Genomic DNA, 24,804 nt, shown 5'->3' on the forward strand with positions numbered 1-24,804 from the left:
ATCTGCTCGTCCGTCAGCCAGTACAGGTCGCTCATGCTCAGTCTCCTCGCGGAGCCTGAATCACATCCCCCTCAGCCAATCAATGGGTCCTGAGCCTAGCAATCGCCCCCGGTGCTTGGTCTCATCGCATGCGCCGTCCTGGCGGGTAATCCGTTGCGATTCCGGTCATGTCCAACGGGATGGTGCGAGAAGGCTTGGCTGGCCGGGTGGCCACCGTCCCTGATATGCCACGGTTCGCATGCGAGGAACGGCAGGGCAGCAGATCAGGTCAAAAGGACTTGCCGCCCGGTTATATTTCGATATCAATATATCTCCGTGACCGGCGCGTGATGCGCGAGACGCCAGAAGCGATCTCAGATCAGGCCTGCGGAACGGATACTCGCCATGGCAAATGGCGGATGAATGGGTGAGGATTGGCATGGTGGATACCGCAGTGACCGGGCTTGCCACGCTAGGCAAGGCACAGACAACCGCACATTATCGCAAGCCGGCCAAGCACACCGCTGCCTGTGCCACAGGGGGCATCCGATGACAGCCATCACTCTCAATGTGAACGGCGCTTCCCACGCGATCGATGTCGAGGACCGCACGCTGCTGGTCCACGCCCTGCGCGACACTCTGCGGCTTACCGGTGCGCACATCGGCTGCGATACGAGCCAGTGCGGTGCATGCACGGTCCACATCGATGGGCGCGCCGTGAAGAGCTGCACCGTTCTGGCCGCGCAGGCGGTCGACAGTGAAATACGCACGATCGAAGGGCTGGCAAAGGGTGCCGACCTCCATCCGATGCAGGCGGCGTTCCGCGAACATCACGGGCTGCAATGCGGCTTCTGCACGCCGGGCATGATCATGATGGCGGTCGATATCGCCCGCCGCCATCCCCGGCCGGACGATGCCACCGTCCGTGCGGAGCTTGAAGGCAACCTGTGCCGCTGCACCGGGTATCACAACATCGTCAAGGCGGTGATTGCCGGTGCCGCCGCGATGGAGGGACTGGCATGAACGTCGCACCTTCTACCACCGCGAAGTTCGGGCAATCGGTAAAGCGTGTCGAGGATTCCCGGCTGATAACCGGCAACGGGCGCTACGTGGACGATCTTCTGCTGCCGGGGCAGACTTACGCGGCCTTCGTGCGGTCAGCCCACGCCCATGCCCGCATCGCGTCGATCGACACATCGTCTGCGGCGCAAATGCCGGGTGTCGTGCGCATATTGACCGGACAGGATCTGGTCGATGCCGGTCTCGCGCCCCTACCCTGCGGCTGGAATCTCGATTCCGTCGATGGCACTCCTGCGAGGGTGGCGGTTCATCGCGCGCTGGCCACTGATGCCGTCCGCTTTGTGGGTGAGCCGGTGGCGCTGGTCATCGCCGAAACGCGCAACCAGGCCCGTGACGCCGCCGATGCCGTCTTCGTCAACTATGAGGAGTTGCCGACGGTCGTAGACCTGCGCGCCGCCATCGCTCCTGACGCGCCGCAGCTTCATGCCGACATTCCGCAGAACCGGGCCTTCACCTGGGGCATCGGCGATGCCGCGCAGGTAGATGCCGCTTTCGCCCGCGCCTCGCACAAGGTCGGCATCGAACTGCGCAACAACCGGCTCGTCCCCAATGCGATGGAACCGCGCGCCATAAACGCCGAGTGGCGCACCTTCGACCGTTCGATGACGATCCATCTGACGCACCAGAATCCGATCGGGATGCGGGTGATGTTCATGATGCTGCTCGGCCTGGAAAGCGAGAACCATCTCCGCGTCGTCTCTCCGGATGTCGGCGGCGGTTTCGGATCGAAGGCCCCCGCCTATCCCGAAGAACTTGCCGTCGCCTTCGCTGCGCGCGCCGTTGGCAGGCCGGTGAAATGGACTGCGGAACGCACCGAATCCTTTCTCACCGATGCCCACGGGCGCGACCACATCACCACGGCCGAACTGGCGCTGGACGATCAGGGCCATTTCCTGGCGATCAGGGTTCACACGCTGGCGAATTTCGGAGCCTACGTCTCGACATCGAACGCGCTCGTCGTTTCCTACATGTATGCCACGATGCTGACCGGGCAGTACAACATCCCGGCGGCGCACGCGCTGGTCGAGGGTATCTACACCAATACCTGCCCGGTCGATGCCTACCGCGGTGCCGGACGGCCGGAGGCTGCCTATCTGATCGAACGGCTGGCGAATCTGGCTGCGCAGGAGATCGGCGTCGATCAGGCCGAGATCCGGCGGCGCAATTTCATTCGCACCTTCCCGCACCAGACGCCGCTGGTCTATTGCTATGACAGCGGCGATTACGAAGGCTGCCTTGATGCGGCGTTGCGGCTTGCCGACTATGCCGGTTTCGAAAGCCGCCGGGCAGAGGCGCGAGCGCGCGGGAAACTGCGCGGCATAGGCCTTTCGGCCTATGTCGAGGCCTGCGGCATCGGCCCGTCCCGATTGCTCGCCAGCCTGGGCGGCGCGGGCTCAATGTGGGAATCGTGCGAAATCCGGGTGCAACCGGCAGGTTCGGTGGAAGTGCTCACCGGCGCGCACAACCACGGACAGGGCCACCAGACGGTCTATGCCCAGCTCGTTTCCGAACGCTTCGGCATCCCGATGGATCGCATCACGGTGATCCAGGGCGATACCGATCGCATCCAGGCCGGCACCGGAACCTATGGGTCAAGAGCGTCTGTCGGCCTGTCGGCGGCGGCGCGATCGTGCGACAAGATCATCAGCAAGGGGCGCGAGATCGTCGCCTGCATGCTCGGGGTAGAGCCGGATCAGGTCGATTTCGAGGACGGCATCTATTCGAGCGCGGCCACCAACCAGACCGTCGCCTTTGCCGAGATGGCCCATGCCGCACATGCTGCAGCCAGCTTCCCGACCGACCGGATCGAACCCGGCCTTGTCGCCACCACCTTCTTCGATCCGCCCAACTTCACCTATCCGGCCGGGGTTCATGTCTGCGAGGTGGAGATCGACCCCGAAACCGGCGTGACCGAAGTGGTGGCGTTCAACGCGGCTGACGATTTCGGTACCGTCGCCAACCCGATGATCGTGGAGGGACAAGTCCACGGCGGGGTCACGCAGGGCATTGGCCAGGCACTGTGGGAAAATGCGGTCTATGATCCCGAAACCGCCCAGTTGCTGACCGCATCCTACATGGACTACGGCATGCCACGCGCCGACAGTCTGCCGGAGTTCGGACTCACCTTCTGGCCCTCGCCCACGCCGGTAAATCCGCTGGGCATGAAAGGGTGCGGCGAAGCGGGGGCAATCGGTTCTCCGCCCGCAGTCATCAATGCCGTGTGCGATGCGCTCGGCATCGCTCACATGGACATGCCCGCCTCGCCCGAAAAGATCTGGCGGATTTGCCGGCAACGGTCGGAGATGGCCTGATGTACGAACTTGCCTATGTCCGTCCGCAATCGCTGACCGATGCCCTGGCGATGCTGGCGCAGGATGATGGTGCCCAGGCGCTTTCGGGCGGGCAGACCCTGATGCCGGTGCTGCGTGCGCGTCTTGCGATGCCGACCCGGCTGGTCGATCTTGCGCGGCTGCACGAACTCGCCGGGATCACGCCTGCCGGCGATGGCATTGAGATCGGCGCGGCGACGACCCATCACGATGTGTCGACCAGCAGCGCGGTACGCTCTGTGCTGCCCGCGCTGGCCGGGCTGGCAGGCGGGATCGGCGATGCACAGATCCGCCATCGCGGGACCATCGGCGGCTCCATTGCCAACAACGATCCCGCAGCTTGCTATCCCAGTGCGCTGCTGGCGCTGGGGGCCAGCATCACTACCAGCCAGCGCACGCTTGCCGCGCAGGACTTCTTCACCGGCATGTTCAGCACCGCTCTCGAACCCGGAGAGATTGTCAGGAGCATCCGCCTCCCGGCGTGCGACAAGGCAAGATATATCAAGTTCCGCAATCCCGCGTCCCGCTTCGCGCTGGTTGGGGTGTTTGCCGCGCGCCTGCCCGGCGGCTATCGCATCGCCATCACCGGGGGGGGCAACGGCGTGTTTCGCTGGCAAGAGGCGGAACAGCACCTCGACAGCGGCGGCAGCGTCTCCGCCATCGCTGAAGAACGGCTGGATATCGGCAACTTCACCGGCGATCTTCACGGCTCGGCCGAATACCGGCGCCACATTGCCGCCGTCACCGTGCGCCAAGCCATCTCGGCCATAACCTGACTTTTCGGACTGACTGCATCATGGAAATCACCGGATCCTATCTCCTGCCTTGCTCACCGGATACCGCATGGAAGGCGCTGAACGACCCCGAGGTGCTGAAGGCGTGCCTCAAGGGTTGCGAATCGCTCGAAAAGACCGGGGAAACCGCGTTTTCCGGCAAGGTCGCTGCAAAGATCGGCCCTGTCAGCGCGCGTTTTTCGGGAACCATGCGCCAGACGGAAATAGATGCGCCGCATTCGTGCCGCATGCAGTTCGAAGGCCAGGGCGGCGTTGCCGGATTTGCCAAGGGCGGTGCGCTTGTCACGCTGGCCTCGCGCGATGGTGGCACGGAATTGACATACGTTGCCGACACGCAGATCGGCGGAAGGCTGGCGCAGATGGGCGCACGGCTGGTGGAAGGCACGGCAAAATCGATGGCCGATGATTTCTTTGGCAAGTTCGCCGCCGCTGTCTCTGCCATGGAACCGGCGGTCGGCGCACCTGCCGAACCGCCAGTATCGCCACCAGCGCCGACCGGTCAGCCTTCGTCGCAGCGATCGTTGCTTGTGCCGTCCCTGATCGCAGCAGTGATCGTGGCGCTGGCGATCATTCTGCTGCGCTAAAGCGGATTCCACCAATTCTGCCCCGCCCTGGCTGGCCCTCGCAGATCAGGCTGCCGCGCGGCTGTCAGGGCCGTGATCGGGATAGGGGCCGAGCAGGACAACCAGCATGGCCCCGGCGAGGAACAGCACGGCGGCAATCCCGAAGCTTGCCTCATAGCTGGCGGTCCGCTCGAAAATTCGGGAAAACATCGTCGGTGCCGTGGCACTGCCGATCGCCAGCGCGGCATAACTAAACGAATAGATCTGCGGATAACGGCGCAGCCCGAAGTAGCGCACGGTCAGGAAGGCCAGAATATCGAGCTCGGCCCCCGCTGCGATGCCCAGCATCATGCAGGCCCCTGCCAGAATGGCCGGATTGTCCGATCCATTGAGCACGAGGCAGGCGAACGCGGGCAAGATCAGGGCACCACAGGCCACCATCGGAGCCCAGAACCGGTCCATCAGAAAGCCTGACGCAATTCTGCCGGGAATCATCCCCACGGCAAAGAAGCTGGCGATGCTGGCTGCATCGGCAGCATCGAAGCCGCGATCGGACAGGGCGGGCACCAGGTTCGGGCTGACCCCGGAAATGGCAAGATAGCCGCACAGGATCGAAGCGGTCAGAAACCAGAACCTCCGGTCGGTCAGCGCCTCGCGCACGTCAAACCCGGATTGCTCCTTTGCGGGATGGTATGAATGTCCGGCCTGCCCGCGCGGCAGGAACAGCCAGACGACGGGCAAGGCCACGATCACCGGAATGGCCGCTACCAGGCGCAGCGCCCCGGCCCATCCCAGTTCCGGGACTGCGTTGGCGATAAGGATTGGCAGCAACAACGCGACAAGCGCCGTTCCAACCAGGGCAAGGCCCAGCGCCGCACCGCGCGCGCGATCGAACGTGGCTGCGATGACTCGCGACCACAACACCGGATTCGAACCGGCTCCGAGAATGGCCGCCAGCGCATATCCTGCCCAGAATTGCCCCAGGCTGTCCGCCATCGAGGCTATAGTCAGCCCGGTGGATACCCCTACCAGCGAAGGGATCGCAACCCTGCGAGGACCGAAGCGCCCGATGAGCCAGCCAACGACCGGCGATGTCAGCGCTCCGATCCCGGAACTGAACAGGATGGCCAGCTGAATGTCGGATCGGGTCCAGCCCATGGCGGTCTCGATCGGCTTCGTCAGTGGTCCGATCGAATAGAACGGCAGCGCCACCGCGCTGCTGCCCACTCCCACCGCACAGGCCACAAGGACAAGCCAGCCAGCGCGCAGTTCCGCGCCGACCGTGCCTTCACGCATCACGCCTCGCCGCTCCATTCGCGCAATGTCGGTGTAGCAAGGAACAGGCGCGGTCCCGAAGCGACAAAATGAGATGTGTCATGCACCACCTCGTCCCTCCCGCGATCGCTGTCGAAAAAGCCTTCGATCAGGGCCTTGCGATCGGGAAAGCGCAGTTCCGGCAGGCCGCGCGCCGGGGGACAATCGGGCGTGATCGCACGGGTGATCCAGTTCTGGATATAGCGCGAGGCACCGACGTGCACTTTCTCGGCCAGGGCGGCGTGGTGTGCCCAGCACCGCTTCGCGGCCGGATCGGGCAGATCGGCATGGAACATCAGGCGTCCCAGCAATGTGATCGCCTCGTCCTCCTCCCCCTGACGCGCGCGGCGGAACCGCTCGGTCGGCTCCACCTGCCAGGCATGCAGGCAGTCTGCGCCGGAAACCGCAGTGAAATCGGGAACGCCCGCGGCATCGTCCCAGATCGCCGCGGCATCGTAAAGAGCGCTGTTGCTCATCGGGTCGGGATCGGACGGTGGCCGGTAGGCGCTGCCCACGGGCGATTCGATCACGCGCAACAGCCGCGGCGGCTGCCCGCCGCCCGTGGTCGCCGCAGCCAGCCCGGCCCAATCGACCGGGGCGCCATCGGCAAAGCGGACAAGTGCAATGATCTTCATGTCAGGCCCCGCCAGAAATCGAGGGATTGGAACCGGTCAGACAAGCTCGTCCAGCATGTCCTTGCTGAACTTGCGCAACTCTTCGGCGCGTCCGGCGCGGACCAGGTCCACCCAGTCGGGATTGGCGATCAGGCCCCGGCCAATCGCCACCAGATCCCAGTCGCCGGCCTCCAGGCCCTGTTCCAGCAGGGCGATGTGATCCAGCGAGAGGTTGGCGCGGACTTTGCCGTCCGGTTCCTTGAAGTCCGTATCGAGAGTGACCGAACCGACCGCGATCGTCGGTTTGCCCGACAGCGCCCTGACCCAGCCGGAAAGGCTGCGTCGATCACCTTCGAATTCGGGTTCCCAGAAGCGGCGGGTTGAACAGTGATAGACATCGGTTCCTGCAAGCGCGAGCGGTTCGACCATCCGGGCGAGCATGGCGGGCGACGTGACCATGCGCGCACCGTAATCGAGCTGCTTCCATTGCGAAATCCGCAGGGAAATGATGAAGCCGGGTGGCGTGGCGGCGCGTATTGCGCGGATGAGTTCGATGGCAAATGTCAGCCGCGCCTCGGGCGAGCCGCCATATCGATCCGAACGCTTGTTCGTGCCTTCCCAGAAGAACTGGTCGACCAGATAGCCATGGGCGGCGTGAATTTCGACGCCATCGAAGCCCGCAGCATCAGCCGTCTGCGCCGCCGAAACGAAGGCGGCGATCGTCGCGTCGATATCCGCCATTGTCATTTCGCGGCCAAAGGGCATTTCCGGCGCCGCAAGGCCGGAGGGGCTAACCCGCTCGACCTGTTCGGGCAGGGATGCGGTCATGCCGATCAGGCTGGGGCAGAATGCCCCGACATGCCAGAGCTGCGCCAGGATGGCGGTGCCATGTTCATGTACAGCATCAACGATGGGGCGCCATGCCGGCACGACGCCTTCTCCATAAAAACGTGGCACGGTCGATCCGAAGCTGCCGGGAACATCGACCGCGACACCTTCGGTGATAATCAGGCCCACTCCACCGGCGGCGCGCCTCGCATAGTATGGCAGGGTGGCTGCGCAGGGCAGGCCCGCGACGGCCTTTTCCCGCGTCATCGGTGCCATGGCGATGCGATTGGACAGGCTGCGCCGGTTCAGATCGATGGGCGAAAGGAGTCTGCTCGCTTGCATGGCGCTACGAATTATATCGATATCGATTTACATACAATGCCCTTGCGCGATCATTTGCAATTCAGCCGAGGCTTGACGGTATCAAACGCCGCATTTCAGCGCCCCCGGATCGATGTTGCATTTCTATCGATATCGATATAAACAACCTGCCGGGAGCAGGGAGAGGCACAGACACGGTGCAGAAAACGAATCGGACGCTAATAGAGAACGGACAGGTCTTTGATGGAACGGGCAGTGCGGCAGGCATGGCACCGATCCTGTTCGACACGAAGATCATCGCGACAGGAGAGGAGGCTCTTCGCCTGTGCGAAGGGCAGCCCGTTGCACGCATCGATGCGCGCGGTGCGACCGTCATGCCGGGCCTGGTCGATGCGCATTGCCATATCAGCTTCGATGAGCCGTTCAGCAACGATGAACTGTTCTTCCATCGCCGCGAAGGTCTGGCCGCGATCATTGCCGCCTACAATGCGCGCAAGGTCCTGCGCGCGGGCGTCACGACCATGTTCGATGCGGACACGATTTTCGACGTTTCGCTCGATCTGCGCGATGCCATCGAGTGCGGCGTTACCGAAGGGCCGCGCATGCGCTGCGGCGGGAATGCCCTGTTCACCTCGGTTGGCGGCACCGCCGGGCTGCTCGTGCCCGATGAAGGCAGCATCGGCTACCTGAAGGTGACGCGGACGCGCGACGAGATTGTCACCGAAATCCGGCGGCAGGCCAAACGCGGGGCGGACTGGATCAAGATTCACGTCACCGGCTTGATCCCGCGGCAGCGGCAGGAGGGCGAGATCCAGGTCTGGACACTGGACGAACTGAAGCTGGCAGCCGACACCGCGCACGAAGTGGGCCTGCCCATTGTGGGCCATTGCCGCAACGCTGCCAGCACGCATGATGCCGCCATCGCCGGCTTCGACATGATCCTGCACGCAACCTACATGGACGATGCCGCGCTGCGGGCCGTATGCGATGCGCGCGTGCCGATCGTGCCCACGCTGACGTTTCAGGCCGTGCTGGCCGATCATGGCGCGCGGATCGGCGCCAGCCCCTACCTACAGGACCTGTTTGCGAGGGAGATCGAGGCAAGCAGCAGGCAGTTGCGCCATGCCTATGATGGCGGCGTGCCGATCGTCTGCGGCACCGAGAGCGGTTTCTCGATCACGCCCTATGGCGAATGGCACTGGCGCGAGTTGCAGATCCTCGTTGAAAACCTGGGCCTGACCCCGCTTCAGGCCCTGTCCTGCGCAACGCTCGAAGGCGCGCGCGCGCTCAAACTCGATGACTGCACCGGCAGCCTTGAGCCGGGCAAGGACGCCGACATCATCGTGGTCGAAGGCGACGTGGCATCCGATGTCACGCTGCTCGGGCGCGAAGGGGCCATTCGCCACGTCTTCCAGGGCGGCAGGTCGATCGATGTCGAAACCCCGCTTGCCCCCCGCCGCGATCCGCCATCGTGGCGGGTTTCCAACTATTCGACCCGACCTGCGACCCGGCTGGCCGCCGGCCTGTGGAGCCCCAAGCAATGACCGAACATGTTATCTCCACATTCGAGGCCTGCTCGCGCACCTTGCGCCAGAACGACCTGCGCCAGGCGCTTTATGACGAAGCCGCGCTGATGATGGACCGCAGTCTCGTCAATCTCCATGGCACCGAGCATCGCGTGCGGCGCAATGTGGAGGCGACGGTGTTCCGCAAGAACATCTTCGTTGAATACGAGCGCAACGTGCTGCCGATTACGCTCGAGGAGACCCTGTCTCCCTTCCTGGCGGCAGGGCGCGGTGATCTGGTCGATATCGGCTATCGAATCATGATGAACCTGACGGTCGATTTCACCGGGATCGACCGCACTGAACGCTCGCCCGAGGAAACCGCCGAACTCCTACGCTTGCTCAAGGAGTTCAGCCTTGCGCCGGCGCTGGGCCAGTCTCCGCCAGAGGATCGCCCGGCCAAGCGCGCGCGGATCGAGGCTGCAATGGCGCAGTTCAACCAGCGGTTCCTCTATCCCTCGCTGGAGCGCAGGCGTGCCCTCAAGGCAAGAGTGGATGCCAGGGAACTGCCTGCCGATGCGCTCCCGCGCGATGTTCTCATGGCGCTGGTCTCGGGGGAAAGCACGCTGGGCATGACCGAGCACGAGTTTCTGCAGGAAGGCATCTTCTTCACCATGGCCGGTGCCCACACGACGATTCATTCGCTGACCCATGCCATTCACGAAATTCTGCAATGGATCGCAGCCCATCCTGAAGATGTCGCGCGCCTGCGCGACGATCCCTTCTTCGTGCAGCAATGCGTGTTCGAAAGCCTGAGGCTGCATCCATCGAGCCCGGTCGCCAAGCGCCGCACCACCTGCCCGTTCACACTGGCCAGTGGCGAAGAGGCGCAGGCAGGAGACACTATCGTCGTCAATCTGCGCTCGGCCAACCGGGAAACTGAAATCTTTGGCGTGGATGCGGACCAATTCAATCCGCACCGCGTCATCAATGGCTCGGCCTTTGCGCACGGCATCTCGATGGGGGTCGGCGCGCATGCCTGCCTTGGCCGCAACCTCGCGATCGGGGTCGAACCGAGACCGGGCACCGACCCGGACGACCACCAGTTCGGTACGGTGCCGCTGATCGTGCGCGCCTTGCTGCAAAGCGGCGTAAGGGCCGATCCGGATTCGCCTGCGGAACTCGACGGTGGCATCACCCGCATTTCGTGGGCGACCTACCCTGTCCTTTTCGACAAGACGCGGGCGATAATCTGATGGACGGTCACCGCATAACCGCGTTCCGGGAATGTGAGGCCGCACTGCGGAATCGCGATCTCAAGCAGGCCCTCTATGACGCCGGAAAGGTCGTCATGGATGAAGTGCTGCTGACCTTGCATGGCGAGGAGCACAACGCCCGGCGAACTGTCGAAGTGCGCGTTTTCCGGCGCAACTTCTTCAACTACTACGAAAAGGAGGTTTTCCCGCGCACTCTGGCGGAAACGATCGCGCCTTTCGTAGAGGCTGGCGGCGGCGACCTGCTCAAGCTTGGCTACCGCTTGACGGTAAACCTCACGTCCGACTTCGCCGGGATCGATCGTCCGGCGCGAACGGCGGAGGAAAGCGAGCATCTGATCGCGATCACCAAGAAGCTCAGCGAAGGCGCGACCATGGTGCACAGCACCCGCGATCACGCCGAACTGAACGCCGAAGTGCTGGCCGTGCTAGCCGATTTCCGCGAGAGCTATTTTCTGCCTTCGCTCGGACGGCGGCGCGCACTGCTGGAGGAGCGCAGGGCCGACAGGATCACCGACGCCGATCTGCCGCGCGACGTGCTGATGACGCTGGTGGCCGGGAATGACGAACTGAACCTTGGCGAAGAGCAATTGCTGCGCGAGATCGCCTTCTACATGCAGGCGGGCGCCCATTCGACCGCCAACTCGGTGGTCCACGCCCTGTGGGAAATCCTTGAATGGGCGCGCGATGACGCGGCACGCTGGGCCAGGCTGGAAGATCCGATTTTCGTGCAGCGCTGCGTGCATGAATCGCTGCGGCTTCATCCCGCCAGCCCGGAAGCATGGCGCACGGCCACCTGCCCCATGCATGTTCCCGGAGCAGGCGAGGTAGCGCAGCGTGAACGGATCGAACTGGACCTGTTCCTTGCCAATCGCGACCGGTCGATCTTCGGCGAAACCGCCGATCTGTTCGACCCGGACCGCGAATTGCCTGCAACCGTGCTGCGCTCTGGCCTGGCCTTCGGCATAGGCCTGCATACCTGCCTTGGCCGCGAACTGGATGGGGGGGTGGTTGCCAAGCCTGGCTCCGATCCCGCGCAGGCGCAACTGGGCATCGTGGCGCTGATCGTGATCGAATTGCTGCGCCACGGCGCACGCACGATCGAAAGCGACCCGCCGGAGCGGGACACGGCCACGCTCAGACAGAACTGGGGCCGGTTTCCCGTTCGCTTTACCGTGAAAGGCACGAAATGAAGTTCGCACTGGTAACCGGCGGGGCGGCCGGAATCGGCGCAGCAATCGCCAATGCGCTGCTCGGCAAGGGGTACAGGGTTGCCGTGGCCGATGCCAATGCGCAGGCCGTGCACGATTTCGGTCCGTCTGCTGCTTCGCAGCATGTGACAGCCCATCATTGCGACGTGTCCGATGGCGATGCCGTCACATCACTGTTCGATGCGCTGGGAGCCGCGCCGGACCTCGTCGTCAACAATGCCGGCATCGTGCGCTTCGGCCCCTTGGCCGATATCGCGATCGCGGATTTCCGGCGCGTTGTCGAAGTCAACCTGATGGGCGTTTTTGCCGTGACCAGCGAAGCCGTGCGGCGCATGCTGCCGCGCGGTTCGGGCCATGTCGTATCGCTGACATCGATCAATGCCTATGGTCCCGGTCCCGGATCGGGTGCCTATCCGGCAACCAAGAGCGCGGTGCTGCAATTGATGCGACAGTTCGCGATGGAATATGGACCACAGGGCCTGCGGTTCAACAGCATCGCGCCGGGCTTCATCGACGGCGGCATGTCGACTCCGATCTATGCCGACCCGGCGGTGCGCGCAGTGCGCTCAGCCGGTGTGCCGCTGGGCCGTCTGGGGCTGCCGGAAGACATCGCCAATGCCGTCTGTTTTCTCGACAGTGCCGAAGGCGGCTATATCAACGGTCACGATCTGGTCGTGGATGGCGGCGTAACCCATGCCGTGCTGAAGAACCTGCCCCGCACCAATGGCTGACAGCGAAATTGTGGCAAACGGGGCCGAAGCAGGCGTCGGCCGGCTGCGGCTGGTCATCTACAGTGGCGGTTACAAGCATCCCTTCGTGGAATCGACAGCGGCCCTGCTGGCCATCGCGCGCCGGGTGGGGCTCGAAGTGGCAATCTGCGCCGATCTGTCAGAGGCCCTGGCAAAGTTGCGGCGGGGGCAGGATATTCTGGCCGTCAACGCGCTGCGCTGGTCGATGACCCAGGCTGATCGCTTCGCGGCAGACCGCCCCACGTGGGGCGGCGCGTTGAGCGACGACGAGTTCGCCGCAATCTCCGGCCATGTTGACGATGGCGGTGGGCTTCTGGCGATGCATACGGCCGTCATATGCTGGGACAACCAGCCCGGCTGGCGCACCTTGCTTGGCGGAGGCTGGACATGGGACCACTCGCACCACCCACCGCTGGGGAAATTTACGGTGAGAGTCGTCCTCGCCCTGGCCGCAGGACCTGACGCCGCTGGACCTGACGCCGCCGGGCCGGATATGGCGCAGTTCGATGTTATCGACGAGGCTTACCACAACCTCGATCCGGCCACAGACTGCGAGATCGTTGCGCTGGCCGAAGCCGGTCAGGAGCCTCAGCCCGTGATCTGGCGTCGGCGACAGGGAGCGGGCCGGATCGTGGTCGACGCGCTTGGGCATGATGCCCGTTCGCTGACCGCTCCGGGACATGTCACCATCCTCAAGGCGATGCTGGCCTGGCTGTCCGGGCAATGATCCCCGCCAGGCGGGCCGATCGCCGCAATTGCAGATCCAACGGGAGAGAAGCCATATGACACTCGCAGGAAAAAGCATTCTCGTCACCGGTGGAGGTTCGGGACTGGGGGCTGCCATGGCACGCCTGTTCACGCTTCGCGGTGCAAAGGTCACCGTGAGCGGTCGGCGGGCCAACAAGATCGCCGCGCTGTGTGACGAGATCGGCTGTGCGGGCGTGGTTGGCGATGTTGCCGATGCGGCAGACCGGGAGGCCATGATCGCAGGTGCGGTTGCACACGGCGGAGGGCTTGATGCGCTCGTGAACAATGCGGGCAACATGTATCGAACGGCGCTTGCGGAGATGGACGAGCAACGGCTGACAGCCGTGTTCCAGACAAACGTCATCGGCGCGATGATGCTCTCGTCGCTGGCGATGCCGCATCTGGAGGCTAGCAAGGGATCAATCCTCTTTTTCGGCTCCAGCCATACCCGCCGCGCCTTTCCGGGTGCATCGCCCTATGCCGCGACCAAAGCCGCCGTGCAGGGTCTGACCCAGGTTCTTGCCGCCGAAGTGGGCAGCAAGGGAGTGCGGGTGAACTGCATCGTGCCAGGCAGCGTGCTGACCGAGATCAACGTGCGGGCGGGTCTGCTGACCGAGGAGGAAGCGGCCAGCCGCTATCGCGAACTGCCGGCGCTTCAGGCGCTCGACCGGCTGGGCGAAGGTGTCGATGTTGCCGAGGCAGCCGAGTATCTGCTGTGCGCCGGGTGGGTTACCGGCGCGATCCTCGACGTTGATGGCGGCCTCGGGCTCGGCGTTTCGAAAGGCTGACCCGGACTTCCGGCAAGGCTCAGGCGCGCAGCAGGCGCCTCGCGTTGTCGGCCAGCAACTGCTCCATGCCATGCGTATCGGCGTGCTGCGGCGCGTCCCAGCCGGCGAAATTGGTGCCATAGACCAGCCGATCGCGGCCAACCCGCTGAATCAGGAGATCGAGCGAGAGGTCATCGTGCATGTGCACATCATACCAGATGCGCTGGAGGGCTGCTTCGAAGCGGCCTTCGTCACGCAGGCTTTCCGGCACCCACTGGCGCTTGTGCGCAGCATGGCGCAGGCGCCCCCACACCAGCGCCAGTGCCCCGCCGCCGTGGCTGATGCAGATATCGAGCACGGGATGGCGATCGAGCACGCCGCCGAACAGGAGCGTGGCAAGCGCGGTCGTTTCCTGCATCGCAAACCCGACGGTGATGTCCAGTTCGAACCTGCCGAATGCCGCAGGGCCGGCCGGGCCATCGATCCCGGCAGAGGCCGGGTGGATGAACAGCGGCACGTCGAGGGCGACGACCGCCTCGTAGAACCGGTCCATCACCGGATCGCACAGGCTCTGCGGCATGTCCGTGCCGATGTAGGCGGCGCGAAAGCCCAGTTCGCTTACCGCGCGGCGCAACTCGGCAATCGCCGCATCGACATCCTGCATCGGCAGGGCCGCCGACGCGCCGAGACGGTCGGGATAGCGGGCAACCTGCGCTGCGAGTGCATCATTGTGCCTGCGGCAGAAGGCAATCGCTTCCGCTGCCGGAATGTAGTGGAAGTAGGTCAGCGGATTGGGCGAGAGCAACTGCCAGTCGATCCCGATGCGATCCATCGCCGCGACCCGCACATCCGGGTCCATGAAGGCGCTGCCGCGATAGCGCACGCCGCGCAACCTGTAGTCACCGATGCGGAACACCGGCACGCCATCCTCTTCGGTCAGTTCGGGACCGAAGTGACCGGCGCTGCCAAAGGTCTCCTCGATCACCGCGTGGGCGTGGATGTCGATCACGCGGGCGCTTGCAAGGCTCATTTCAGGCATATCCCTTCGCGACGCCGCCATCGACCGCGATCGCGGTTCCGGTCATGTAGCTTGCAACTTCCGAGCCAAGGAAAACAGCGAGACTGGCGATCTCTTCGGCTTCGGCGAACCGGCCTAGCGGGATATCGGCAAGGATTGCGGCCTCTGCCGCGCTGGGGCCATCAGCGTCGCCCGGCCCCAGCAGCTTCTCGACCCGTCCGGTGCGTGTCCACCCAGGGCAAACCGTGTTGACCAGCACATTGTCCGCAGCGACCTGCTGCGACAATGTCTTCGCCCAGCCCAGCACCGCCATGCGCAGGCTGTTCGACAGCGTGAGATTGGGGACCGGCTGCTTGACCCCGAACGACGATATGTTGACGATCCGCCCCCAGCGCCGCGCCCGCATCGCAGGGAGTACCGCGCGGGTCATCCGCACGGCGGACATCAGCGTGAGGTTGGTGGCCGCCTCCCACCGCGCATCGTCCAGCGTATCGAACAGCCCCGGCGGCGGGCCACCGGCATTGTTCACCAGCACATCGACCGGCCCGAACTGCGCCGCGACCGTATCGGCAAGCCCGGTGATCTGCGCGGGATCGGCAAGGTCTGCGACAAGCGCCAGGCAGCCGGGCATCTGCGCTGCCGCCAGGGCAAGCTGATCCGGATCGCGCGCGCAAATGGCCACGCGCGCGCCTTCGTGATGAAATCCGCGCGCCGTGGCAAGGCCTATCCCCTGGCTTCCCGCGCAGACCAGAACGGTCCTGTCCTTCAGCCCCAGATCCATGCTTCAATGCCCTTTCGGAGTGCCGAGAGCCGCCATCTGCGCGCGATAGCTGGCCAGATCGAAGTAATCGCGCCATTCGCAGATCAGATTGTCGCGCACGCGGAACACACCCATAAGCGGCAGTTCAACCCGTGCGCCGCCGATGGTCATGCGGTCAATCCGCTCTGTCAGCACATGATCGCCGTTCGCTGCAGCATGGCGCACTTCCCAAGCGGAATCGGTCAAGGGCCCGACGCCGCGCAGATAGCGTTCGACTGCGGCCAGGCCGGACAGTGGCTCCATCGGAATGTTGTGATAGGTGATATCGGGCGCAAGGTGCGCAATCACCCGATCGAGATCCGGGCCGGTCCAGGCGCTGCAGAACGACAGGACGCATTCAAGCGGAGACATGTCCGTGTCGTCAGCCAAGTCGACTTCTCCCAATTCTCTTCTGGCCGCTTCCCTTGACACGGCGCACCGCAGTTGTGAAGTATCGAAATTAATATATTTCTGGACGCATTTCCTCCCTTGGCGCCGACGCCCTGCCATAGAGATCGTGCAATGCAGGTGATGACAGATCATGAAAGCCTGGCCTCCATTCTGCTGCAGGCGCAGCGGGAAGGCCGTGCCGTTCCGCAGGACGTGTTCGGCAAAGACCTGGACATTGCCGACGCGCTGGCCATCCAGCGAGAACTGCATGCACAGGCGATTACTGCGGGCCGGATGCCATGCGGCCACAAGATCGGCCTGACATCTCCCGGCGCCATGCGCCTGTTCGGCGCGCAGGAGCCAATGATCGGGACGATCTTTGCCGATACCGTACTTCCCCCCGGAGCTGCCGTGGCAACGGGCACGTTCATCGCCCCCCGGATCGAGGGTGAGATCTTGCTGGAAATCGGCCATGCACCGGAATGGAATGCCAGTGACGATATCCTTCTGGCCGCGCTAACCAGCATTCGTCCGGCCTTCGAAATCGCTGATTCCCGCATAGTGGGATGGCCAGGGAACGTGACGCACGCCACTGCCGACAACGCCTGCTGCGCGCGCGTCATGCCGGGGGCCGACCGGGTGCAGGCAACGCAAGTCGATCTGGTCGATGCGCGCAGCGAGTTGCTGGAAGATGGACAACTGGTTGCAGCCGGATCGCCGCGCGATTGCCTGGGTTCGATCCTGAATGCGTGGCGCTGGCTGCTGCGCCGATCCGGCGAACTGGGCATCGCGCTGCAGCCGGGCGATATCGTCCTGTGCGGCGCGATGGGGCCTGCCGTTCCCCTGAAGCCGGGGCGGCGATATGAACTGCTGGTGGAGGGCCTTGGCACCGTCAGCCTGCAGGCGGAATGATGATGCCGGGCGCCGGTGACTCGCTACCCGGCCAGGACCTTGATCCCGGCCTGCGATCTAAGCCCGCCCTTGCTCCCGGGAACGCCCTACCCTACGCTACCCTGCTTAGCCCGGCCCGGCACTGCCCGCGCCGGAAGGCGATGCGAAAGTTGAAGATTGTATGCCAAACCGCAAGAAGGACCCGGAGCCGAGACGCAATCGCGATCCCTTGCCGCCGCTGGCCGATCGCATTTCGTTTCTGGTCCATCGGATCGGTGCGCACATGGCCCGCATTTCCAATCCGTGGTTTCAGGAAGCCGGACTCGATCTGGTCACCTCGCGGATGATCGTACTGCTGGCCGAACGGGGGGAACTGACGGCCGGAGAGATCGTCAAAGTCATGGCTCTTCCTCAATCGACCATTTCCCACCAGTTGAAACGCCTCGAAGGCCTTGGTTATCTGAAGCGTGAAGTCGGCAGCGAGGATTCCCGGATCGTCATCGCCCGCTTGACGGCGGAAGGCGTGGAGGTGGCAGGACGTGCCAACGAACTCAGCCGTGACGTGGTGGACGAACTGGTTTCGGCAATCGGGCAAAAGGAGTTGGCGGCTGTCCGGGCGGCGCTCAAGCGGGCGGACGCAGCGCTTGAGGCGATGTATGATTCACGCCTTGCCGCATCCAGTTCAAGGCGCAGGAACAGGAAGGTCGGTATGCAGGCTCCCTCCCCTAGCCCGCCAGCAGAACCGCGGGCCGTTCAAGCAGAAGCTTGATTTTCTGGACGAAGCTGGCCGCGTCATGGCCGTCTACGACCCGGTGATCGCAACTGATCGAGAAATTCATCAGCTTGCGCTCGGCGATCTGTCGCTGACCGAGCGCATCGGTAACAAAGGCAGGCCGTTCGACAATGCGGTTCGGACAGATGATCGCCACTTCGGGCCGGTTGATCACCGGCGTTGCTGCGATCCCGCCCAGCGTTCCGAGCGAGGTCAGCGTCAGTGTCGAACCGCTGAGCTGGCCTGATGCAAGCGATCCTGACCGTGCGCCTTCGGCCAGCGTGACGATGGCGGCGGCCAGTTGCCAAAGATTGCGGTCCTGGGCATCGCGAAGCACCGGAACCATCAGCCCGCCGGATGTCTGCACAGCGATGCCCATATGGACCGCGCCGAAGCGGGTAACCACGCCTGCCTCATCATCGAAGCGGGCATTGATCATCGGAAAATCCGGGATGGCCCGGCATGCCGCGATGATCAGGAAAGGCAGCATCGTCAGCTTGGCACGCGCTCCCCGTTCGCCGTTGAGCGCAGCGCGCATGGCCTCAAGCTCGGTGACATCGATCTCTTCCACATAGGTGAAGTGCGGGATCGCGCGCTTGGATGCGGCCATGTTTTCCGCGATCCGCCGCCGCAGACCGACGACACGGACAGCGTCGTCGGCGCGCGCGACACCCGCCGGGCGATATCCTTCGCCGCCGCGATAGGCGAGGAAGGTGTCAAGATCGCCATGGCGGATCCGACCGTCGGCGGTTGGCAGCAGACAGGCAAGGTCGATGCCGAGATCCTGCGCGCGCTGGCGCACCGCCGGGCTGGCAAGCGTGCGCGGCCCCGTTGTCACTGGCGCCAAGGATGCCGGGGCCGAGGTTGCCGGTGTGGCTGCGATGGCGGGCGTGGCAGGCTGGACCGGCTCAGGCGCGGCCGGAGGTGGCGGGGGCGGCGCAACTGATGGCGGCGTTGAGGCAGGGGCTGCCGCGCCATGTTCCGGCGCGACATCCTCTTCGGTGACGATGACCGCCAGCACGCTGCCGATCGCGATGACATCGCCAACCTCTCCGCCCAGCGCCTTGACCCGTCCGCTGACCGGGCTTTCCATCTCGACAGTGGCCTTGTCGGTCATCACATCGGCAAGGCGTTGGTCGGCAACGATACTGTCGCCCACGGCAACGTGCCAGCCGACGATCTCCGCCTCGGCGATGCCTTCGCCGATATCGGGAAGGTGGAACGTGAAATCGGCCATGATTAGTCCCTTGCGAGCAGGCGCGTGATGGCGGTGCCAACCCGTTGCGGGCTGGGGAAATAGTCCCATTCGAAGGCGTGGGGGTAAGGCGTATCCCAGCCGCACACGCGCATCACCGGCCTTTCCAGCGAATAGAAGCAGCGCTCCTGGACGAGCGCGGCCAGTTCCGCGCCGAAGCCGGAGAAGCGGGATGCCTCGTGCACGATCAGGCACCGGCCCGTCCGCTCGACCGAGGCGGAGATGCTGTCGATATCGAGCGGAACGATCGAGCGCAGATCGATCACTTCACCATCGCAGCCGCTGGCTTTGACGGCTGCGAGCGCGACATGGACCATCGTGCCATAGGCGAGGATTGTGAGATCCCCACCCGGGCGCACGACATCGGCCTTGCCCAGAGGCACCGTGTAATAGCCGCTCGGAACTTCGGCACGGGTGTGTCCGGCCCAGGTCTTGAGCGGGCCATCGCCATGACCATCGAACGGCCCGTTGTAGAGCCGCTTGGGTTCGAGGAAGATCACCGGATCGTCGTCCTCGACAGCCGCGATCAGCAGGCCCTTGGCATCGTGCGGATTGGAAGGGATCACGGTCTTGAGGCCGGTGATGTGCGCAAAGATCGCCTCGGGGCTCTGGCTGTGGGTCTGCCCGCCGAAGATGCCGCCGCCATAAGGCGAGCGGACCGTGATCGCCGCCTCGAATTCCCCCCCCGATCGGTAGCGCAGCCGCGCCGCTTCGGAGACCAACTGGTCGTAGGCGGGCAGGATGTAGTCTGCGAACTGGATCTCGGGCACGGGGCGCAGGCCATAGGCCGCCATGCCGATGGCGGTGGCCACGATGCCGCCTTCGGCGATGGGCGTATCGAAGCAGCGGTGCCTGCCATGGCGCGCCTGAAGCCCGTCGGTAACGCGAAACACGCCGCCGAAGAAGCCGACATCCTCTCCGAATACCAGCACGCGCGGATCGCGGGCCATCATCACGTCCATGGCGTCGTTCAGCGCCTGGATCATCGACATGCTGGAGGTTGCCGCAGGCCGATCAGTCATGCTCTTCGAGCCCCAGTTCGCGCATCTGTTCGGTCAGGCGCCAGTCCGGCTCCTTGAACACGCCGAGGAACATTTCGCGCAGCGGGGGCTTGGACTTGCCCAGCGTGCCGACCTTTTCCGCCACGGCGACGGCCGCCGCCACGCGCGCGGCCAGTTCGGCCTTCAGAGTTTCCTCGCGCGCTTCGTCCCATTCTCCGATTGCGGTCAAATGGCCTGACAGCCGCTCCACCGGGTCGCCCAGGGGCCAGTGGGCGGCCTCGCTGGCAGGGCGATAGCGCGTTGGGTCATCGCTGGTCGAATGGCCCGCCGCCCGATAGGTGAAGAATTCGATCAGCGTGGCACCCAGCCCCGCCCGTGCGCGCCTGGCGGCCCAGTCGATCACGGACCAGACGGCCAGGAAATCGTTGCCGTCCACCCTCAGTCCCGGCAGGCCATAGCCGATGGCCTTGGCGGCAAAGCTCTGGGCGGTGCCGTTGGCGATGCCCGAGAACGAGGAAATCGCCCACTGGTTGTTGGTCACGCAGAGGATGGCAGGCGCGCGGTAGACGCTGGCGAATGTCAGTGCCTCGTGAAAATCGCCCTCGGCGGTGGTGCCTTCGCCGATATAGCCGAGCGCGATCTGGTCGCGCCCGCTGTAGGCGGCGGCCATGGCCCAGCCCACCGCATGGCCGAACCGGCTGCCGACATTGCCGGAGAGCGAATAGAAGCCATAGTCGCGCGCCGAATAGAGGATCGGCAACTGGCGACCCCGCAAGGGATCTTCTGCATTGGAGAAGATCTGATTGACCATTCGCTCCAGCGGATAGCCCCGCGCATGAAGCCAGCCTGCCACGCGATAGGTCGGGAAGGCCATGTCGTCGCGGCGCAAGGCCAGCGATGGGGCGACGGCGCAGGCCTCCTCGCCGGTGGACTTCATGTAGAAGCTGGTCTTGCCCTGACGGTGAAGCCGGAAAAGGCGATCGTCGAACGCGCGGGTAAGCAGCATGGCTTCCAGACCGGCGCGCAGAACGTCCGGATCAAGCCGGGGATTCCAGCCGCCCCTGGCATGGTCATCATCATCCAGCACCCGGATCAGATCGAACGCGAGGTGGCGCAGTTCATGCTCGTCCGCGTCATGGGGCGGGCAGTCCACGCTTCCTGCCGGCTGCACCACGATGTGGGAGAAATCGGGTTCGTCGCCCGGACGGGCACCGGGTTCCGGTACATGAAGGCCGATACCTGACATCCTGCTTCCTCAGCGCCATCACCAGCATCGGCAGAGCGGCTCTGCCTTCAGCGTGGTTCGGTAGTGGACCAAGGGTATGCTTCCGAAGCGGGAATGTCCTTCCAAAGCTCGTGCTACCAGGCTCCAATCTTGAATGATCATTCTATTGAAATAAATTCCATTAGAAGATTATTCTCAATTTCAGCCTTCAGGGGGACGAATCACATGGATCAGATTGACCGGAAGATCCTAGCCGAACTGCAGGCGGACCCCGAACTTGCCATTCACGCATTGGCCGAACGGGTCGGCCTCTCGCAGACACCGTGCTGGCGGCGGCTGCGCAAGCTGGAGGCGGAAGGCATAATTCTGGGGCGGGTACTGTTGCTCGATCCCGCCAGGCTCGGTTATCCGATCAGCGTCTATGTCGAGTTGAAGCTCAATCGCCACGATGACGAAACGCTCGGGCAGTTCGAGGACCTTGTCAGCCGCCACCCCCAGATCGTGGAATGTTTCGCGATGAGCGGGCAGAGCGATTTCATCATGCGCATTCTTGCGCGGTCGGTTTCAGACTACGAACAGTTTGCCCGCACGACCCTCCTGCGCTTTCCAGCCGTTTCCGCGATCAATTCCAGCTTTGCACTCAAGACGATCAAACTCGACCGGGGCGTTCCGATGGATTGACGCGTCCCATGCCTCCCGGCCCTACCTCACTCCAAAAAATCAATATCGATATATATAGATTGATTTCGATATAATCTGGAACTACACTCCAGCGGGATTGATCGTTCGCCAACGCAAGGCTGAACGGCAAACGGGAGAGGGCAAATGTTCGAACCAAATGCGAAAATGCGTCTGCGATCCGCGTTGATCGTGGCAATGCTGGGGACCTGCAGCGTGCCCGCCCTGGCGCAATCCCAGGCAGACCCACAGGCGCAAACGGACCAGGATGCGCTTTCATCGATCGTGGTCTATGCCCAGAAGAAGGCCCGTGGCGAGGAACTGCAGAAAGTTCCGCTTGCGGTAACTGCCGTGGATGGTGCTGCGATCGAGCGCAGCCACATGGTCGATATCCGCGATCTGGGCCGGCTCGTTCCCAATGCGCAGCTCGATGGCGTCGGCACCTTTCCCGGCTTCGCCAACTTCTTCATGCGCGGTGTCGGCGTCAGCACCTCCGTCCGCTCGCTCGATCCTGCCGTGAACATCGTGCAGGATGGCATGGTCATCGGTTACCAGGCCGGCGCAATTCTGGACGCGTTCGACATGGAGGGCGCGGAAGTTCTGCGCGGGCCACAGGGCGTGCTGTTCGGCAGAAACGCTTCGGGCGGTGTGGTATCGGTTCGCAGCCGTCGGCCGGACGGATCGGATGATGCCTCCGTCAAGGTGACTCTCGGCAACGCTTCGACGGTAGAAATTCGCGCGACTGGCCAGACGAGCCTCGTTCAGGACAAGCTGTTTGCCCGCGTTGCGGTCTTCACGCGCAATAACGACGGCTTCTTCATCAATCGCAATTCCGGCACTTTCGTGACTGTCCCCGCCAATGCCAATCCGACCGGCGCCGCTGCCGCCATGCATCGCGAAGGCCGTGTGCAGGGTGCCAACGATCAGGTCGTCAAGGGAACGCTCGTCTTCAAGCCTGCCCAAAGCACAACCCTGACGCTGCTCGGCCAGTATCTGCACATGAACGATGGCGGGGGTGCGACAAGATCCTATCTGCTGCCGAACACCGCGCTGCGCCAGCATCAGACAGTCTGGGGCTGGACACCTGACAATGGCAAGTGGTCGGTCAATCTCGGTGATCCGGGCTACACGAAGATCGACGGGTATCACCTGATTGCCGAGCTGTCGCAGGACATCGGCACCGGGACGCTGACGGCCATCGGGGCCTATCGCAAGATCGATTACGATGCGACGCTCAATGTCAGCGGCGATCCGTTCAATGTCGTGCTGTTCCCCGACAACGAGGAGAGCGCACGGCAGAAGAGCCTTGAGCTGCGCTACAACATCAGCCTGAACGACACGATCGATCTGCTGGTCGGCGGCTTTCTGTTCGATCTCGATACCAGCGTGTTCGAAAAGCGCATCACCCGCCTCGCGACGGGTTCCAACCGCTACACGATCAATCGCTGGCAGCAGTCTGCGCAGTCCTATGCGGCCTTCGGGAACATCGACTGGCGCCCTCTGGGCGGACTGACGCTTTCGGCTGGCGTACGCTACAGTTACGACCGCAAGAAAATGCACATCGTTCCGCTGAGCAACTGCCCCGGACAGTCGTTCGCGTCGTGCAGTTTCAATTACCTCGATGGCCAGCGCAGTTGGGATGACGTGTCCCCCCGCTTCATTGCAAATTATGAAGTGGCCTCTGATGTCATGGTCTATGCAAGCTATTCGAAGGGCTATCGCGCCGGCAACTTCAATGCCCGTGCGCCCTCTGCGGTGGGTGCGGTCACCCCGGTGGATCCCGAAACCGTGGGCTCATTCGAAACCGGCCTGAAATCGCAGTTCCTGAATCGGCGGGTGCGGCTGAACGTCGGCTATTTCCGCCAGAAGTATGACGATATCCAGCGGCTCACGCAGATTGCCCTGCCCGGAGATTCGCCGCTTCAGCAGCTCGTCAACGCGGCCAAGGCGACCATTCAGGGGGTCGAGGTGGAAGCTTCGGTCGTGCCGGTACGCGGCCTGCGCTTCGATGGAACGCTGGGCTACATCGACGCAAAGTACGATCGCTTCGACAATCTGACCGGCCTTGCGGCAGGACAGGCGGCAACGGACCTCAAGTTTGACCGGGTGCCGAAGTGGACCTACTCGATCGGCGGCAGTTACGATCGTGATCTTGGCGAAAATGCCAAGCTCAGGCTGCACGCGGGATATACCTGGCGCAGCCACGTATTCACCGACCTGCTCAACACCAAGTCGCTCGAACAGAAGGCCTATGGCCTGCTCGATGCCGGCGCGAGCATTGACCTCGGGCGCTGGTCTATCGGCGTGTTCGGTCGCAACATCGCAAATGTCGAATATGCCGAAATCAAGTCAGCCGGCGTCGGCTACAATGCTTTCGGCGGTTCTCCGCGGTACTACGGGATGGAACTTGGCTGGCATTTCTGAATGCCGGCTTGATCTGGATGCATTGCGGAGATTGTGTTGGAATCTGGTCCGAAACTGTCCGGCCGGGCAGCTTCGGACCGGACTTCCGGACTGCATATGGTCCTGCTGTGAAGCTGCACCGGCCCGTTGGGCAGTGAGGCCCATTGCGCAGCTTTTGCGCTGACTTTCCGGACCCGAATTTCACGCGGTAACCCAGAAATGCAGCGATTTCGATATACATGTGTATCGATATCGTTATATTTTGCTGGACGAGGATAAGGCGAATCAAAGTACGC

23 protein-coding genes are annotated in these 24,804 nt (G+C 63.6%); 14 read left to right on the forward strand and 9 right to left on the reverse strand.

Going from position 1 to position 24,804, the window contains the following annotated elements; all coding sequences use genetic code 11:
• The first annotated feature begins 528 nt into the window (after positions 1-528).
• From HGI47_RS20625 to HGI47_RS20640, 4 genes are read left to right on the forward strand one after another with little or no spacing between them, the layout of a single operon-like run.
• On the forward strand, positions 529-1,002 hold the full coding sequence (locus tag HGI47_RS20625; protein WP_118074969.1) for a (2Fe-2S)-binding protein: 474 nt from the start codon (positions 529-531) through the stop codon (positions 1,000-1,002).
• Positions 999-3,371, forward strand: a complete 2,373-nt coding sequence (locus HGI47_RS20630; protein ID WP_168854664.1) for a xanthine dehydrogenase family protein molybdopterin-binding subunit — start codon at positions 999-1,001, stop codon at positions 3,369-3,371. The genes HGI47_RS20625 and HGI47_RS20630 overlap by 4 nt, the downstream gene beginning before the upstream one ends.
• Positions 3,371-4,165, forward strand: a complete 795-nt coding sequence (locus tag HGI47_RS20635; RefSeq protein WP_125956742.1) for a xanthine dehydrogenase family protein subunit M — start codon at positions 3,371-3,373, stop codon at positions 4,163-4,165. Before HGI47_RS20630 ends, HGI47_RS20635 begins: the two co-directional genes overlap by 1 nt.
• 20 nt (positions 4,166-4,185) lie before the next feature.
• A complete protein-coding gene (locus HGI47_RS20640; protein WP_118074971.1) occupies positions 4,186-4,767 on the forward strand; it encodes a CoxG family protein in 582 nt (193 codons plus the stop codon).
• 45 nt (positions 4,768-4,812) lie between these two features.
• On the opposite strand, the gene HGI47_RS20645 is transcribed toward HGI47_RS20640, so the two are convergent.
• The 3 genes from HGI47_RS20645 to HGI47_RS20655 are packed head-to-tail and all read right to left on the reverse strand — an operon-like array spanning position 4,813 to position 7,844.
• Positions 4,813-6,042, reverse strand: a complete 1,230-nt coding sequence (locus HGI47_RS20645) for an MFS transporter (protein WP_168905733.1) — start codon at positions 6,040-6,042, stop codon at positions 4,813-4,815.
• Complete coding sequence (locus tag HGI47_RS20650; RefSeq protein WP_118074973.1) at positions 6,042-6,695, reverse strand: hypothetical protein; 654 nt, start codon at positions 6,693-6,695, stop codon at positions 6,042-6,044. The genes HGI47_RS20645 and HGI47_RS20650 overlap by 1 nt, the downstream gene beginning before the upstream one ends.
• A gap of 36 nt (positions 6,696-6,731) precedes the next feature.
• A complete protein-coding gene (locus tag HGI47_RS20655) occupies positions 6,732-7,844 on the reverse strand; it encodes a 12-oxophytodienoate reductase (RefSeq protein ID WP_118074974.1) in 1,113 nt (370 codons plus the stop codon).
• A gap of 176 nt (positions 7,845-8,020) precedes the next feature.
• On the opposite strand from HGI47_RS20655, the gene HGI47_RS20660 reads away from it, so the two are divergent.
• From HGI47_RS20660 to HGI47_RS20685, 6 genes are read left to right on the forward strand one after another with little or no spacing between them, the layout of a single operon-like run.
• Positions 8,021-9,367: an amidohydrolase family protein gene (locus HGI47_RS20660; protein ID WP_168854665.1), complete on the forward strand. Its 1,347-nt coding sequence runs from the start codon at positions 8,021-8,023 to the stop codon at positions 9,365-9,367.
• Complete coding sequence (locus tag HGI47_RS20665) at positions 9,364-10,584, forward strand: cytochrome P450 (protein WP_162896227.1); 1,221 nt, start codon at positions 9,364-9,366, stop codon at positions 10,582-10,584. The genes HGI47_RS20660 and HGI47_RS20665 overlap by 4 nt, the downstream gene beginning before the upstream one ends.
• On the forward strand, positions 10,584-11,795 hold the full coding sequence (locus HGI47_RS20670) for a cytochrome P450 (RefSeq protein ID WP_125956756.1): 1,212 nt from the start codon (positions 10,584-10,586) through the stop codon (positions 11,793-11,795). Before HGI47_RS20665 ends, HGI47_RS20670 begins: the two co-directional genes overlap by 1 nt.
• Positions 11,792-12,544 (forward strand): SDR family NAD(P)-dependent oxidoreductase, encoded by a 753-nt coding sequence (locus HGI47_RS20675; RefSeq protein WP_118074978.1) that lies wholly within the window; start codon positions 11,792-11,794, stop codon positions 12,542-12,544. Before HGI47_RS20670 ends, HGI47_RS20675 begins: the two co-directional genes overlap by 4 nt.
• Positions 12,537-13,289 carry a ThuA domain-containing protein gene (locus tag HGI47_RS20680; RefSeq protein WP_118074979.1) on the forward strand — a complete coding sequence of 251 codons (753 nt, stop codon included), beginning with the start codon at positions 12,537-12,539 and terminating at the stop codon, positions 13,287-13,289. Before HGI47_RS20675 ends, HGI47_RS20680 begins: the two co-directional genes overlap by 8 nt.
• A gap of 55 nt (positions 13,290-13,344) precedes the next feature.
• On the forward strand, positions 13,345-14,097 hold the full coding sequence (locus tag HGI47_RS20685) for an SDR family NAD(P)-dependent oxidoreductase (protein WP_125956760.1): 753 nt from the start codon (positions 13,345-13,347) through the stop codon (positions 14,095-14,097).
• 19 nt (positions 14,098-14,116) lie between these two features.
• Here HGI47_RS20685 and HGI47_RS20690 read toward each other — a convergent pair whose 3' ends face one another.
• Genes HGI47_RS20690 through HGI47_RS20700 form a run of 3 tightly spaced genes read right to left on the reverse strand, consistent with a single transcriptional unit; the run spans position 14,117 to position 16,283 of the window.
• Complete coding sequence (locus tag HGI47_RS20690; RefSeq protein WP_118074981.1) at positions 14,117-15,106, reverse strand: amidohydrolase family protein; 990 nt, start codon at positions 15,104-15,106, stop codon at positions 14,117-14,119.
• Position 15,107: 1 nt separating this feature from the next.
• Positions 15,108-15,875, reverse strand: coding sequence for an SDR family oxidoreductase (locus tag HGI47_RS20695; RefSeq protein WP_118074982.1), 768 nt, complete (start codon positions 15,873-15,875; stop codon positions 15,108-15,110).
• 3 nt (positions 15,876-15,878) lie between these two features.
• On the reverse strand, positions 15,879-16,283 hold the full coding sequence (locus HGI47_RS20700; protein WP_158454025.1) for a limonene-1,2-epoxide hydrolase family protein: 405 nt from the start codon (positions 16,281-16,283) through the stop codon (positions 15,879-15,881).
• A gap of 132 nt (positions 16,284-16,415) precedes the next feature.
• Here HGI47_RS20700 and HGI47_RS20705 point away from each other — a divergent pair, with 132 nt between their 5' ends.
• Positions 16,416-17,195, forward strand: coding sequence for a 2-keto-4-pentenoate hydratase (locus HGI47_RS20705; RefSeq protein ID WP_158454026.1), 780 nt, complete (start codon positions 16,416-16,418; stop codon positions 17,193-17,195).
• Positions 17,196-17,355: 160 nt separating this feature from the next.
• On the forward strand, positions 17,356-17,943 hold the full coding sequence (locus HGI47_RS20710) for a MarR family winged helix-turn-helix transcriptional regulator (protein WP_118074986.1): 588 nt from the start codon (positions 17,356-17,358) through the stop codon (positions 17,941-17,943).
• Here HGI47_RS20710 and HGI47_RS20715 read toward each other — a convergent pair.
• The 3 genes from HGI47_RS20715 to HGI47_RS20725 are packed head-to-tail and all read right to left on the reverse strand — an operon-like array spanning position 17,900 to position 21,448.
• Positions 17,900-19,183: a dihydrolipoamide acetyltransferase family protein gene (locus tag HGI47_RS20715; RefSeq protein ID WP_118074987.1), complete on the reverse strand. Its 1,284-nt coding sequence runs from the start codon at positions 19,181-19,183 to the stop codon at positions 17,900-17,902. The two genes, HGI47_RS20710 and HGI47_RS20715, sit on opposite strands and share 44 nt — an antisense overlap.
• A gap of 2 nt (positions 19,184-19,185) precedes the next feature.
• On the reverse strand, positions 19,186-20,193 hold the full coding sequence (locus HGI47_RS20720; protein ID WP_206066336.1) for an alpha-ketoacid dehydrogenase subunit beta: 1,008 nt from the start codon (positions 20,191-20,193) through the stop codon (positions 19,186-19,188).
• 22 nt (positions 20,194-20,215) lie between these two features.
• Entirely contained in the window at positions 20,216-21,448 is a 1,233-nt protein-coding gene (locus HGI47_RS20725; RefSeq protein WP_118074988.1) for a thiamine pyrophosphate-dependent enzyme, read from the reverse strand.
• A 204-nt stretch (positions 21,449-21,652) separates the two neighbouring features.
• On the opposite strand from HGI47_RS20725, the gene HGI47_RS20730 reads away from it, so the two are divergent.
• Together HGI47_RS20730 and HGI47_RS20735 are read left to right on the forward strand one after the other, a co-directional pair.
• Positions 21,653-22,108 (forward strand): Lrp/AsnC family transcriptional regulator, encoded by a 456-nt coding sequence (locus HGI47_RS20730; RefSeq protein WP_118074989.1) that lies wholly within the window; start codon positions 21,653-21,655, stop codon positions 22,106-22,108.
• Positions 22,109-22,252: 144 nt separating this feature from the next.
• Positions 22,253-24,529, forward strand: coding sequence for a TonB-dependent receptor (locus tag HGI47_RS20735; protein ID WP_125956766.1), 2,277 nt, complete (start codon positions 22,253-22,255; stop codon positions 24,527-24,529).
• The last annotated feature ends 275 nt before the right edge of the window (positions 24,530-24,804 follow it).

The organism is Novosphingobium sp. ERN07 (genome assembly GCF_012641335.1).
In the GTDB taxonomy this organism is placed as follows: domain Bacteria; phylum Pseudomonadota; class Alphaproteobacteria; order Sphingomonadales; family Sphingomonadaceae; genus Novosphingobium.